General features: G+C 58.9%; 11 protein-coding genes. 1 reads left to right on the plus strand and 10 read right to left on the minus strand.

What is annotated here, in order from left to right; all coding sequences use genetic code 11:
• Window positions 1-66 precede the first annotated feature (66 nt).
• The 10 genes from serS to AVI_RS10525 form a co-directional block, all read right to left on the minus strand.
• The gene (serS, locus tag AVI_RS10480) at window positions 67-1,350 is read right to left on the minus strand and encodes a serine--tRNA ligase (RefSeq protein ID WP_015916337.1); all 1,284 of its coding nucleotides are present in this window, start codon (window positions 1,348-1,350) and stop codon (window positions 67-69) included.
• A gap of 41 nt (window positions 1,351-1,391) precedes the next feature.
• Window positions 1,392-2,204, minus strand: a complete 813-nt coding sequence (tatC, locus tag AVI_RS10485) for a twin-arginine translocase subunit TatC (protein WP_015916338.1) — start codon at window positions 2,202-2,204, stop codon at window positions 1,392-1,394.
• Entirely contained in the window at window positions 2,201-3,151 is a 951-nt protein-coding gene (tatB, locus tag AVI_RS31805) for a Sec-independent protein translocase protein TatB (RefSeq protein ID WP_015916339.1), read from the minus strand. The genes tatC and tatB overlap by 4 nt, the downstream gene beginning before the upstream one ends.
• Before the next feature lie 94 nt (window positions 3,152-3,245).
• Window positions 3,246-3,461 (minus strand): twin-arginine translocase TatA/TatE family subunit, encoded by a 216-nt coding sequence (locus AVI_RS10495; RefSeq protein WP_015916340.1) that lies wholly within the window; start codon window positions 3,459-3,461, stop codon window positions 3,246-3,248.
• Window positions 3,462-3,655: 194 nt separating this feature from the next.
• Window positions 3,656-4,372: an SMC-Scp complex subunit ScpB gene (gene scpB, locus AVI_RS10500; protein ID WP_015916341.1), complete on the minus strand. Its 717-nt coding sequence runs from the start codon at window positions 4,370-4,372 to the stop codon at window positions 3,656-3,658.
• 5 nt (window positions 4,373-4,377) lie between these two features.
• Window positions 4,378-5,259 carry a segregation and condensation protein A gene (locus AVI_RS10505; RefSeq protein ID WP_041696712.1) on the minus strand — a complete coding sequence of 294 codons (882 nt, stop codon included), beginning with the start codon at window positions 5,257-5,259 and terminating at the stop codon, window positions 4,378-4,380.
• Window positions 5,259-6,275 carry a beta-N-acetylhexosaminidase gene (gene nagZ / locus AVI_RS10510; protein ID WP_015916343.1) on the minus strand — a complete coding sequence of 339 codons (1,017 nt, stop codon included), beginning with the start codon at window positions 6,273-6,275 and terminating at the stop codon, window positions 5,259-5,261. The genes AVI_RS10505 and nagZ overlap by 1 nt, the downstream gene beginning before the upstream one ends.
• A gap of 164 nt (window positions 6,276-6,439) precedes the next feature.
• Window positions 6,440-9,007 (minus strand): SPOR domain-containing protein, encoded by a 2,568-nt coding sequence (locus AVI_RS10515; protein ID WP_187152351.1) that lies wholly within the window; start codon window positions 9,005-9,007, stop codon window positions 6,440-6,442.
• Window positions 9,008-9,201: 194 nt separating this feature from the next.
• Window positions 9,202-10,959 carry an arginine--tRNA ligase gene (gene argS / locus AVI_RS10520; protein WP_015916345.1) on the minus strand — a complete coding sequence of 586 codons (1,758 nt, stop codon included), beginning with the start codon at window positions 10,957-10,959 and terminating at the stop codon, window positions 9,202-9,204.
• Window positions 10,960-11,021: 62 nt separating this feature from the next.
• On the minus strand, window positions 11,022-12,239 hold the full coding sequence (locus AVI_RS10525) for a deoxyguanosinetriphosphate triphosphohydrolase (protein ID WP_015916346.1): 1,218 nt from the start codon (window positions 12,237-12,239) through the stop codon (window positions 11,022-11,024).
• A gap of 194 nt (window positions 12,240-12,433) precedes the next feature.
• Here AVI_RS10525 and erpA point away from each other — a divergent pair, with 194 nt between their 5' ends.
• Entirely contained in the window at window positions 12,434-12,766 is a 333-nt protein-coding gene (gene erpA, locus AVI_RS10530; protein WP_015916347.1) for an iron-sulfur cluster insertion protein ErpA, read from the plus strand.
• Window positions 12,767-12,844: the final 78 nt, after the last annotated feature.

The raw sequence follows: 12,844 nt of genomic DNA on the forward strand, positions 1-12,844 counted from the left end.
GCTCTAAGTTTTTGTTTGCGCATCGGATTTATCCGAAAACCGGTTCCCACTTTTCGGTCCGATGCTCTAGCTGGCTTTTTCGATTCTCGTCAGACCGCCCATATAGGGCAACAATACGTCTGGCACAGTGATCGAGCCATCTTCGTTAAGATAGTTCTCCATCACTGCAATCAGGCACCGGCCAACCGCCGTACCTGAACCATTCAGCGTGTGGACGAAGGTCGTGCCCTTGCCATCCTTGTTGCGGTAGCGGGCATTCATCCGCCGTCCCTGGAAATCGCCGCAAACCGAGCAGGAGGAGATTTCACGGAACGTGTTCTGTCCCGGCAGCCAGACTTCCAGATCGTAGGTCTTAGCAGCACCAAAGCCCATGTCGCCGGTGCAAAGCGTCATGGTGCGGAAATGCAGGCCAAGGCGCTTCAGCACTTCTTCAGCGCAGGCCGTCATCCGCTCATGTTCCGCCAAGGCGCTCTGCGCATCGGTGATCGACACCAGTTCGCATTTCCAGAATTGATGCTGGCGCAGCATGCCGCGCGTGTCACGGCCAGCGGACCCTGCTTCCGAGCGGAAGGACGGCGTCAAGGCGGTAAAGCGCAACGGCAGTTTTTCCTGATCGAGAATTTCGCCGGAGACCAGATTGGTCAACGTCACCTCCGCCGTCGGGATCAGCCAGCGGCCATCGGTGGTCTTGAACAGTTCCTCGGAAAATTTCGGCAATTGGCCAGTGCCATACATCGCTTCATCGCGCACCATCAGCGGCGAGGAGACTTCCGTATAGCCATGCTCGCTGGTGTGAAGATCGATCATGAACTGACCGAGCGCCCGCTCCAGCCGCGCCAAAGGTCCGGTCAGGACGGTAAACCGCGCGCCGGAAAGCTTGGCAGCGCGGTCGAAATCCATATAGCCCAGCGCTTCGCCGATTTCCGGATGCTCGATGGCCGTATGGTTCCAGCCTGGCTTCTGGCCCACAACACGCGCCACGACATTGTCGTGTTCATCCGCACCAACAGGCACATCATCAAGCGGAATATTGGGGATGCGCGACAGGGCATCGGTCAGTTCTGCGCTCAGGCGGCGCTCATCTTCTTCGGCAGCAGGCAGGGTGTCCTTCAGCGAGGCAACTTCGGCCTTCAGCTTTTCGGCCAGCGCCATATCTTTCTGCGCCATGGCCGCGCCGATTTCCTTGGAGGCGGAATTACGACGCGACTGCATGTCCTGCATGTCCTGGACGACGGCCCGGCGCTGTTCATCAAGTGCAATCAGGCTCTGCGACAGCGGCTCTGCCCCGCGCTTTGCCAGCGCCTGATCGAGAAGCTCAGGGTTTTCACGAATCCATTTTATATCAAGCATCGTCGTTCCAAATATGTAAGCGGGCCAAATTCTGACGCAGGCTATTTCACCTCGGTCGAGGTGCTGGCCTCTGCCGCAGCTTTCTTCGACCGTTCCCGTTCCACCAGCTTTGCCGCATAGATCGAGACTTCGTAGAGAAGGATGGTGGGCAGCGCAAGACCGATCTGGGACATCGGATCAGGCGGCGTCAGGACAGCCGCGACGATGAAGGCGATGACGATGAAATATTTACGCTTTTCGGCCAGCCACTTGCTATCGATGATTCCAACCCGGGCCAGAAGCGTGGTCACCACGGGCAATTGGAACACAAGTCCGAAGGCAAAGACCAGCGACATGATCAGGCTGAGATATTCCGAAACTTTCGGCATCAGCGAAATCGCCACATCTCCCTCCCCCGGTGCCTGTTGCATGGCCAGGAAGAACCACATCACCATCGGGGTAAAGAAGAAATAGACCAGCGCCGCCCCCATCAGGAACAGGACCGGAGAGGCGACCAGGAACGGCAGGAAGGCCTGGCGCTCGTTTTTATAAAGGCCCGGTGCCACGAACTTGTAGATCTGCGCAGCAATCACCGGAAAAGCGATGACCATGGCAGAAAACATCGCCACCTTGACCTGAGTGAAGAAAAACTCCTGCGGTGCCGTATAAATCAGCTCCGCCTTGCTGACATCCAGATGCGCCCAGATCACCGCCCATTTATAGGGGATGACCAGAAGATTGAACAAATGCTTGGCGAAGAAAAAGCAGACGATGAAGGCCAGGAAAAACGCACCCAAAGACCAGATCAGCCGCGTCCTCAGCTCTATCAGATGCTCGATCAGCGGCTGCGGCTTGTCCTCAATGTCGTCGCTCATGCTTCACCCTTACTGGTGTCTTGCTTGCCAGTGTCTTGATTGCCAGTGTCTTGTTTGCTGGTGTCTTGTTTTTCAGTGTCTGGCGCACGCGACTCAGGCTGGCTGGCCGTAGCCTCACCAGCGACAGTCTTCTTCCTGGACACGGTTTTCTTTTTCAATGCTGGCACAGCAACCGTCTCCGGCAGACCCTTTGTCGGTGCTGGCCGTTTGGTGCGCGTCGTCGTCTTCGGCGACGAATCCGAAACAGCAATATCCGCATCAACAGACGCCTGCGTGATCGGCGCGGTGACGGCCGCTGGTTTTAGATTTTTGACTGGCTTGGAAACAGCCTTGGCTTTCGTGGCTTTTGCCGTCTTTGCTACCTTAGGCGCCGACACTTCAGACGTCAGAACTTCAGTCGCCGTAGCGTCCGACTTTGGCTTTCGCACCCGTTTCACCGGTGCTTTTTCCACTGGGGTGACAGCTTCGGCAGCTTTGACGACCGGCGCTGTCACAGGTGCGGCGGCAGCCGAACCCGGCAATTGCGGCTTTGCCAGGGTGTCGCCCAGCGGTGCCAGTGGTGGAAGATCTTCCGCCGTCATCGGCCTGGCCGGTTCATCCGCCAGTGGCAGGCGGCTGCTGTCATCTTCAGGGAAATGATCCACCTGCGTCGAGCGCTGGAGATCGGACCTTATATCGGCACCCATCTGCCGCAGCGGGTTGATTGCCTCGCGCAGCGCATTGGCGGGGTTCAGCCGTTGGGCATCATCGATCGTGCGGCGCACATCGTCCATGTCGGCTTCGCGCAGGGCTTCGTCGAACTGGGCGCGAAACTCGCCCGCCGTCTTGCGCAACCGCGTCGTCATCTTGCCAAAGGCCCGCAGCATGGGCGGCAAGTCTTTCGGACCGACCACAACGATCAACACGACCGCGATGACCAGCAATTCGCTCCAGCCAATGTCAAGCATTCTTCAGTCTCCTGAAGCCGTCGGCCAAGCGGCGACCCATTCCAGAAACAGACCGGCGCCGTCGGGCACCGATCTCACTCAATTCCAAGCGTCTTTACTTGTGATCGTCAGCCCGGTGGTCCACAGTTTTCGACTGATCGGCAGGCTTGGGCGTTCCATCCGGGGCCGTATCGTCATCAGACATGCCCTTCTTGAAGCTCTTGATGCCCTTGGCAACGTCGCCCATCAGTTCCGGGATCTTGCCGCGGCCAAACAACAACAGCACAATCGCCAGAACGATCAGCCAATGCCACATACTGAAAGAACCCATGGTCCCCACTCCTTATTGATCGGTCATACCGATGTAAGATGTTTGTGCATCTTTTTCAAATTACAAAATCTTTTACCTGCTTGGCATGGGAAATGACTGGAGGCAAGACACCGCCGCCGCCCCATCAACAGTCCCGCGGATTTTCATGAGGATTTCTACTATCCAAGCTCCACGGCTTCATGCTCGCCAACAGATCAGGTCCCACGGGCATCGGCAGGCGCCAGCAAGCCCAGTTCCTCCAGATCAAGCTGGGTGATCGGGTCCTCATCCTCACCAAGCGCATCGCCATCCATGGGCATCGGCACATGGAAATTCGCCGGGATACGCCCTGTCAGCAGTCCCGCCCCTTTCAATTCCTCCATGCCCGGTAGATCGCGCAATTCCTCCAGCCCGAAATGATCGAGAAAATCGCGAGTCGTGCCGAAAGTCACGGGCCGGCCCGGCGTGCGACGACGGCCGCGAAACCGCACCCATCCAGCCTCCAGCAACACGTCAATCGTGCCTTTGGAGGTCTGCACGCCTCTGATATCTTCGATTTCGGCCCGCGTGACCGGCTGGTGATAGGCAATGATCGCCAGCACTTCCAGCGCCGCCCGCGACAGTTTGCGCACCTCGTTGTCTTCACGGCGAATGGCAAAGGCCAGGTCAGCGGCGGTGCGAAATGCCCAATGTCCATCAACCCGCACCAGATTGACACCGCGTGGCGCATAATCGGCCTGGAGCGCCTTCATCAGCCCGCCAATATCGGTGCCGCGCGCCAGACGTTCAGCCAGAAAACTTTCCGAGACTGGCTCTGCCGAGGCAAAGACCAGCGCCTCGACGATCCGCAAGGCCTCGCGCTCACGAATAGCGGCAAGCCCGCCTGCCCCATCCTTTGCATCGGCTTCATCTGGTTGATTGTCGCCCGTCATTGCCATCACACGCCACCATCAGCATGAGGCACCAACATGCCTGCTGCATCCCGGCCCTTGCCGCCCCGCATATAGATCGGCTCGAAAGCGCCAGCCTGGCGAATTTCCAGTTTGCCTTCCCGCACCAGTTCCAGCGAAGCGGCAAAGGCGCTGGCAATCGCCGTGACCCGCTCAGCGGGATCGGCCAGATATTGCAGCAGATAGGCGTCCAGCGCCGTCCAGTCGCTGATCTCGCCAATCATCCGGTTGAGCAGCGTGCGGGCGTCAACGAGCGACCAGACCGTGCGCCGCTCAATTGTCACCTGCGTATAGGCCTGACGCTGGCGCAGATTGGCATAAGCCGACAGCAGATCGTAGAGACTGGCCTCGAAGGCCGAATTCACCCGATCCGGTACATGTTCTGGCGCGCCGCGCTGAAAGATGTCGCGGCCCAGACGGTTGCGGTTGACCAGCTTTCCAGCCGCATCGCGCATGGCCTCCAGCCGCTTCAGCCGGAAGGCCAGTGCTGCGGCCATTTCCTCACCGGACGGCTCGTCGTCCTTGGCCTGTTGGGGAATCAGCAGCCGGGACTTCAGATAGGCGAGCCATGCCGCCATGACAAGGTAATCAGCGGCAAGCTCGATGCGGATACTGCGGGCCTGTTCGACGAACAGCAGATATTGTTCGGCCAGCGCCAGAACCGAAATCCGCGACAGATCGACCTTCTGATTGCGGGCCAGAAACAGCAGCAGATCCAGAGGGCCTTCGAAGCCAGCAACATCGATAACCAAAGACGGATCATCGCTGGCCCGCTCGCCCGCCACATCGCCCTGCCACAGCTTCTCCATCGGTGTGGCGGCGCCCCCCTTCACATTAGAAGCCGGAGCGGGTGCGACAGGCTCTGCCATCACGCCACCGCCATCAGAGAGGCAAACTCCTCACGGATCGCTTGTTCATCGGCGCCGTCGTTACCGCCGAAGGCCGCCTCGACAGCCTTTGCCCGCGCAAGCGCCGCTCCGGCCAATACCGGAGCGCGCGCCGCAACCTGCACCATTTCCTCCATAATGCCGTGGCAATGCAGCAGAACGTCGTTGCCAGCAGCAACCACCGCCGCTGCCCGCTCGGAAATCGTCCCCTTCAGAGCATTCATGGAGAGATCGTCATTCATCAGCAGCCCCTGGAACCCGATCAGTCCGCGGATCACCTCATCCACGACAATGGATGAGGTCGAGGCCGTATAATCTGGGTCATAGGCAGAATAGACCACATGCGCGGTCATAGCCATCAATTCACCGTTGAGACGCCGGAAGGGCGGGAAATCATGCGCCTCCAACTCGGCCCGCGATGCCGTCACCACTGGCAATTCGTGATGGGAATCAGCCATGCCCCGGCCATGGCCGGGAATATGCTTGACGGTCGGCAGTACACCGCCCGCCTTCAATCCAGCCGCCGCCGCCTCGCCCAGCGCTCCAACCGTGTCAGGATCGAAACCATAGGCGCGGTTGCCAATCACATTGCTGGCCCCTTCTACTGGCACGTCCACCACTGGCAGACAATCAACATTGATGCCGTAGCGTAAAAGGTCAAAGGCATGCAGCCGCGACATCAGCCAGGCGGCGCGAAGCCCTTTCTCCTTGTCCTGACGGTAAAGCGCGCCGATCTCGGCACCCGATGGATAGCGCGGACACATCGGCTCGCGGATACGCTGAACGCGCCCACCCTCCTGATCGATCAGCACTGGCGCGTTGCGCCCGCCAACCGTATCGCGCATCTGCGCAACCAGATTACTGATCTGCGCACCATCAAGGCAGTTGCGCCCGAACAGAATGAAGCCCCAGGGCTGATGCTCTCTAAAGAAAGCCTGCTCATCGGGGGTTAGAACCGGGCCGGAACAGCCCAAAATCATTGCTTTTGCGTGGGTCATGGTCTGACAATAGTCCAGCTTTGCGAAAAGCCGAGGGCAAACCGCCGATCATGCACAGGAATCCACGCAAAAAGCAGCAGAAAGGGCGCTATTCTTAGAGAAAAGCGCCCTGAAACGAAGTCACATTCAATCAAAGGGAACCGTAAAAAGGCTCCCCTATGCCTTTAGCGCACCACCATGCAATTTCCGCCAGCGCCGCGATAACGTTCGCAGAGCGACACGGCTTCATCCTTGCTGCCAGCAGGGATACGGACACGGTAGTAGGTGCCCTTGCCCGGAATATCGGCGGCCTTGATGTCGACGCCCCGGCCACCGATCACGCTGCCGAATTTGGCCGACAGGTTCTTGTAGCTTTTCTGAGCATCGGCTTCGCTTGGCAGCGATGAAATCTGCACCAGATAACCACCGGAGCCAGAGGACGCGCTCACGGAGGCAGGAGAGGCTGAAACAGGCATAGCAGCAGGAGGCGTTGGGCTCTTGGCAGCCGCCGCAGCCGTCTGCACTGGGGCAGACGCCGGTCTGTTGCGCGGAACTGGCATATTGGGAGCCGGAACGCCTGCACTATCCTGCGCCGCCGTTGCCGTATCCGCAGAGGCCATGGCCTGTTCCACGCTCTGCGGAGCAGCGGATCCTGGCTGGGCCGCCGGCTGAGAAGCGCCACCTTGGGCGGTGGATGGCTGGGAAGTCGCAGGCTGCTGGGCCGGGGCTTCCTGCGCCACCAGCGAGCCGTCCGGCCGCACAATCATGGTTTTCACTTTGCGCGGCGAAAGGCTCTGCTGGTCGCCTTGCTTGGCGGGATCGCCCGGCTGGCCATTCTGGCCCGCCTGTGGCGCATCGCCGCTCATCCCAGCCCCGTTCATACCAGCATTATCAGCTTCCGATTCCTGTTCCAGGGGCAGATTGTCAGGCTCCAGCGTGCGCTGCGCAACATCAACAGGCTCTTCCTGCGAAGAGATCAGGCTCTTTTGCTGAGGCTGGTCAGGAGCAGAACCAGACACGCGGTCATAGACCGCCTTGTTCTGGTTCGGAACGGATTTGCCCCCGGGATCGGCGGGCACGACCTTGACCGGCCCCTTGTCAGCCATCACCACTTTCGGTTCGTTGGAGCTGAACGTTTCGCCCCCACTGGTCTTCATCCAGGCATACACGCCGCCGCCGCCAACCAGCACGACCACCGCTGCGGCAGCCATCGCCACCCAGCGACGCGAACCGCGCGGTTCTTCGTAATCGTCATAATCCTCGGCTTCCAGCGGCATCGGCACAGGCCCGCCGGGCTTGGCACCGAAACTATGGGGACCATCGAGGCTCTTGCGAAAATCTTCCTCCAGCGCCTTTTCGAACACGTCGAAATCATCGCTGGGCATATTTTTGACCTGCTCGGCCAAGGGCGGCATAGGCGCTACCGGAGCAGCAACAGCCGCTGCGGCCACAGCCTGCGCCGGCTTTGATGGCGCAGATGCTGAACGTGGCTCCACCGTCTGATCCAGCAATGTTGCCAGTTCGGAATCGATATCGAAATCGTAATCCTGCCGATAGGTGGCAGGAGCGGCGTCTTCCACCGGTGGCAAATCGGGAACGTCCAGATGCGCGACCGCTTCCAGATGTTCGTCTTGATCCGAAATTTCTGCGGCATCAAACGGCAGCGGAACGGGTTCACTCATATGCTGCGGCGCCGGTTCAGCAATGGGCGCTGCCGCCTGAACAGGTGCGGCCTCTGCCGGACGGGAAGGCTGATATGCGGCAGGACCAGCAACAGCGGCTGCCACGGGCTGCGGCGGCCGATGCTCTGTCACCGATGGCGCGGACTCAGCCTCCAGCTCGGAAAGGTCGAGTTCGATATCTTCGAGATCGAAATCAAAATCGCCACCGAAAGGATCGGCCTCCTGCTGGGCGAGAGATGTTTCGTCCTGGAACTCGGGCTGATGTTCATCGCGCTGATGATCAGGGCGCTGATGGTCAAGGCTTGGGGACGCCGCCTGAGGTTCGAATCGAGGCTCTTGCACCGAATAGGCAGAAGCTGCGACGGGCCGAGCCTCCACCTCTTCATTGCGCGCCAGAGCCTCGAAAAAGCTAGGAACCTCCCGCGAGGGCGGGGCAAGCGGCGCACCTGCGAAAACCGATTGGGCAACAGGCTGGAAAAGCGGCGGTTCGCGGCGCTGGGCGACAGCATCCTGCGTAGCAGTTGCCGATGCTGGTGCTCGCTGTTCTTCAGGACTGAACCCAAAATCGAAATCCTGCTCCATTTCTCGCGCATCAGGCTCCGGGTGGACTACAGGGGCGGCTGCCTCAACCGGAGCAGGCTCCATCACCGGCTCTTGCCGCTGGCGGGTCTGCTCTTCATGGCGAGCCGCACTGGAACGCGAGGCGCCAGCACTGACCGGATTGAAATTGGCAAGCGGCAAACGATGACGCCCATAGCCTTCGGTTGGATCGGCTCCACCGGAACGCGCCGAAGGCGGTTCTACGGCCACATCGCCCACTGACCACTCAATTTCATCGGCAAGGGATATGTCCGAAGCAGGAGCCTCGTTGCCACCAAAGGACACTGGCTCTCGCGCCGATACCGCTTCATGGGAATAACCGGCTGACGGCTGGGACACGCCTACATAGGCAGGCGCATCGACGTAACCATCGAGATCCTGAAGCAGTTCGTCCTGCAAATTGACCTGATCATGCGCTGGCGAATGCCGGTGCGGCTCTGGCGCCGCAGGCGGAGTCATACTCTGAGTCATGGGAGGGTCACGACGCGCCACCGGCGCATCGTAGCCGACGAGACGGGCCAGCTCTGCCAACGGATCGTCGTCCGCAAACGCACTGCCTGCTGGATCCCTGCTATATGCAGCCTGTTTTTGCACCATAACCCTACACTTCCACTCGCTACGCGACCATCGGCTTGCCAGCGCAATGTGGGGAATTGGTGACGATACTATCGCATCTCTTGCGGAGCATCCGTGCCGGTAATGGCCAGTCCGGACTGCAACACAGAAGCGACAGCATGCACCAGCCCAAGTCTGGCAAGACTTGATTGTCGGTTTTTATCGTTAACAAATCGTAATTCCGGCTGATCCTTGCCCTTATTCCAGTGAGCATGGAACGAACTAGCCAGATCGTAAAGATAAAATGCGATGCGATGCGGTTCCATTGACTGGGCCGAAGCTTCAATGATTCGCGGATATTCCGCAAGCTTGGCAATCAATTGCACTTCGCTCGGCTCGGTAATACCGGTCACGGCAGCTTCCAGAACATCCGGCGAAAGATCGATATCGCCGAAAGCTTCGCGCGCCTGCCTAAAGATCGACATGCAACGGGCATGAGCATATTGCACGTAGAAGACCGGATTGTCCTTGGACTGCTCCGTCACTTTGGCAAAATCAAAATCCAATGGCTCGCTGCTCTTGCGGTAAAGCATCATAAAGCGCACCGAATCACGGCCCACTTCCTCGACCACATCGCGCAACGTCACGAAATCGCCCGACCGCTTCGACATCTTGACCGGCTCGCCGTCGCGATAGAGTTTGACGAGCTGGCAGAGCAACACCGTCAGCTTGGCCTTGCCCTCGGACACAGCCTTGGCAACCGCCTCCAGCCGCTTCACATAGCCACCATGGTCGGCACCCAAAACATAGATCATCCGGTCAAAACCGCGATCATACTTATCCTTGAAATAAGCGACGTCGGCGGCAAAATAGGTATAGCTGCCATCGGACTTGATCAGTGGACGGTCGATATCGTCACCGACTTCGGTGGAGCGAAACAGCGTCTGCTCGCGATCCTCCCAATCTTCAGGCAATTGTCCCTTCGGCGGCGGCAGCGTGCCGCGATAGACATGGCCTTTGAAGGTCAGGTCGTTGATCGCGGTGCGGATCGCGGCGGCCCCATTGGCATGCAATTGCCGCTCGGAATAAAACAGGTCGTGATGCACGTTGAGTGCTGCGAGATCCTCACGGATCATCACCATCATTGCATCGATGGCGCGATCCTTGACGATCTCCATCCACTGCTCTTCCGGCATGTTGTGCAGACGCACGCCATATTCCTGCGCCAGCGCCTCGCCGACCGGTATCAGATAATCACCGGGATAGAGCCCAGCCGGGATCTCGCCGACGGCCTCACCCAGCGCCTCGCGGTAGCGCAGGAAAACGGAACGGGCCAGCACGTCGATCTGCGAACCGGCATCGTTTATATAATATTCCTTGGTGACGCCATAACCGGCAAAGGCCAGCAGATTGGCCAGCGCATCGCCGACCACGGCTCCCCGGCAATGGCCGACATGCATCGGTCCGGTCGGATTGGCCGAGACATATTCAACATTGACCTTGCGGCCAGCACCGGTTTGCGAGCGGCCGAAATCCGTGCCTCCAGCAATCACATTGGCCAGCAGCCGCTGCCAATAGGCAACCGACAGGCGGATATTCAGGAAGCCGGGACCGGCCACGGAAACCTCGGCAATATCGGCATCTTCCTTGAGTTTTTCGCCGATCAGATCGGCCAGAACCCTGGGGCTGACGCCCAGCGGCTTGGCCAGAACCATCGCCGCATTGGTTGCGGCGTCGCCATGGCTCGCATCACGCGGCGGCTCGACGACGATCCGGTCGAACGACAGTTCACTTCGCTTTTCCTTTACAAGATCAAGGGTTTCCAGCGCAGTTTTGATTCGATTTTCGAAATCGGCGAACAGGTTCATGAGGATCAATCCAGACAGATGCAGGTCGAAGCCGGCCCAACAGGCGGCGTTTCGCCCGCTGCCTAGCGCAAATCGGGTGTATGGTCAAACAGCTGCCGGTGGACACGCACCGCATAGGTGTCGGTCATCCCGGCCAGAAAATCGCCGACATGGCGGGCTTTGGCAGGCGTTTCCAGCCCTGCCGTATGCTCCACCCAATAGTCGCTGCGCATCAGGGTCGGATCGGCCATATAGGCCTTGAACAAATCCGTGACGATCTGGGCCGCGCCAGCGCGAATACGCATAATATCGGGATGGCGGTAGATTTTCGAAAACAGCAGTTTCTTGATCTGCCGGTCGGTCTCGGCCATTCCTTCCGAAAAGGTAATAACGGTTTCACCCGCCTGGCGAATATCGTCAGCCGACATCGGGCGAATACGCGCCAGCCGCTCCTGGGCCACCGCAATCACGTCCTCAACCATCCGGGTGATCTGGCGGCGCATGATCTCATGCGTAAACCGGTCGGCCTCTAGATTGGGATAGCGGTCGCGCACATCGCGCATCAAACCAGCCAGAAACGGCACATCCTCCAGCATATCAAACGTCAGATAACCGGAGCGCAGACCATCATCGATGTCATGGGTATTATAGGCGATATCGTCGGCGACTGCGGCAGCCTGGGCTTCCAGGCTGGCATGGCTGGCAATGTCGAGATCCTGCATCTGACAATATTCTGTGATCGGCAAAGGCACCGGTCCGCGCGTCCCCTCGCCGTCCGCATTCATCAGCGGCCCATTGTGCTTGACCAGGCCTTCCAGCGTTTCCCAGGTCAGGTTAAGGCCATCGAATTCGGCGTAGCGGCGCTCCAGCTTGGTGACGATCCGCAACGACTGGGCATTGTGATCGAAGCCACCATAGGGTTCCAGCAATTCGTGCAGCGCATCCTCGCCGGTATGGCCAAACGGTGTGTGGCCGAAATCATGCACCAGAGCCACGCCTTCGGCCAGATCCTCGTCGATGCGGAAGGCGCGGGCCAGCGCCCGGGCAATTTGCGCCACCTCTATCGTGTGGGTCAACCGGGTGCGGTAATGGTCGCTGTCGGGGCCGATGAAAACCTGCGTCTTATGCTTGAGGCGGCGAAAAGCTGTCGTATGAACAATGCGGTCGCGGTCGCGCTGGAAATCGGACCGGGTCAGGCTGCCGCCTTCCGGATAGAGGCGCCCACGCGAGTTCCAGGGATCGGCAGCAAAAATTGCCCGTTCTCCAACACCGAATCCCAATGCATTTCTATCGATTGTCATGCCTGCTCTTCATCCTGCCCATTGACGCTCTCGCCTATGGTTCATACCTATAGGAAAATCCCGTGCAAGGCACCGGCTTCCTCTTTATAATGACCTAACTTCCTGCCAATTTTTGCTGCTTCGCCGCGAAGTTGACAGGAAAAAATAGACAAACCCCAGGTTTCTACGGGCCTTGAACCCGTCAGGAGGCAAAAATGACCACGCAGACAGTTACAGTTTCTAAAAATGCAGCCAAGCGTATCGCCAAAATCGTCTCCAGCGAAAATGACAAGCACGCTCTGCGCGTCTCTGTTGAAGGTGGCGGCTGTTCTGGCTTTTCCTATAAATTCGACCTGGATCAAGGCCCGCAGGACGGCGATCTGGTGATTGAGCGCGATGGCGCCACGCTGCTGATCGATCCGGTATCATTGGTTTATATGGCCGGGTCGGAAATTGATTTTGTTGATAACCTGATGGGCCAGTCCTTCCAGATCACCAATCCCAATGCCGTCGCCAGCTGCGGTTGTGGCACCAGCTTTGCCATGTAGAGGCTTTTGTGGGTTCGGTATAATTCTCCGTGGCAAACGGCAGGCTTTCCGTTAGAACCGGGGCCTGAACCAAGGAAA

It is taken from the genome of Allorhizobium ampelinum S4, from assembly GCF_000016285.1.
Taxonomy (GTDB): Bacteria; Pseudomonadota; Alphaproteobacteria; order Rhizobiales; family Rhizobiaceae; genus Allorhizobium; species Allorhizobium ampelinum.

What these genes read in the sequence shown, in the direction of transcription:
- serS (WP_015916337.1), bottom strand. Translation starts at nt 1,350, where the DNA reads ATGCTTGATATAAAATGGATTCGTGAAAACCCTGAGCTTCTCGATCAG.
- tatC (WP_015916338.1), bottom strand. Translation starts at nt 2,204, where the DNA reads ATGAGCGACGACATTGAGGACAAGCCGCAGCCGCTGATCGAGCATCTG.
- tatB (WP_015916339.1), bottom strand. Translation starts at nt 3,151, where the DNA reads ATGCTTGACATTGGCTGGAGCGAATTGCTGGTCATCGCGGTCGTGTTG.
- AVI_RS10495 (WP_015916340.1), bottom strand. Translation starts at nt 3,461, where the DNA reads ATGGGTTCTTTCAGTATGTGGCATTGGCTGATCGTTCTGGCGATTGTG.
- scpB (WP_015916341.1), bottom strand. Translation starts at nt 4,372, where the DNA reads ATGACGGGCGACAATCAACCAGATGAAGCCGATGCAAAGGATGGGGCA.
- AVI_RS10505 (WP_041696712.1), bottom strand. Translation starts at nt 5,259, where the DNA reads ATGGCAGAGCCTGTCGCACCCGCTCCGGCTTCTAATGTGAAGGGGGGC.
- nagZ (WP_015916343.1), bottom strand. Translation starts at nt 6,275, where the DNA reads ATGACCCACGCAAAAGCAATGATTTTGGGCTGTTCCGGCCCGGTTCTA.
- AVI_RS10515 (WP_187152351.1), bottom strand. Translation starts at nt 9,007, where the DNA reads ATGACTCAGAGTATGACTCCGCCTGCGGCGCCAGAGCCGCACCGGCAT.
- argS (WP_015916345.1), bottom strand. Translation starts at nt 10,959, where the DNA reads ATGAACCTGTTCGCCGATTTCGAAAATCGAATCAAAACTGCGCTGGAA.
- AVI_RS10525 (WP_015916346.1), bottom strand. Translation starts at nt 12,239, where the DNA reads ATGACAATCGATAGAAATGCATTGGGATTCGGTGTTGGAGAACGGGCA.
- erpA (WP_015916347.1), top strand. Translation starts at nt 12,434, where the DNA reads ATGACCACGCAGACAGTTACAGTTTCTAAAAATGCAGCCAAGCGTATC.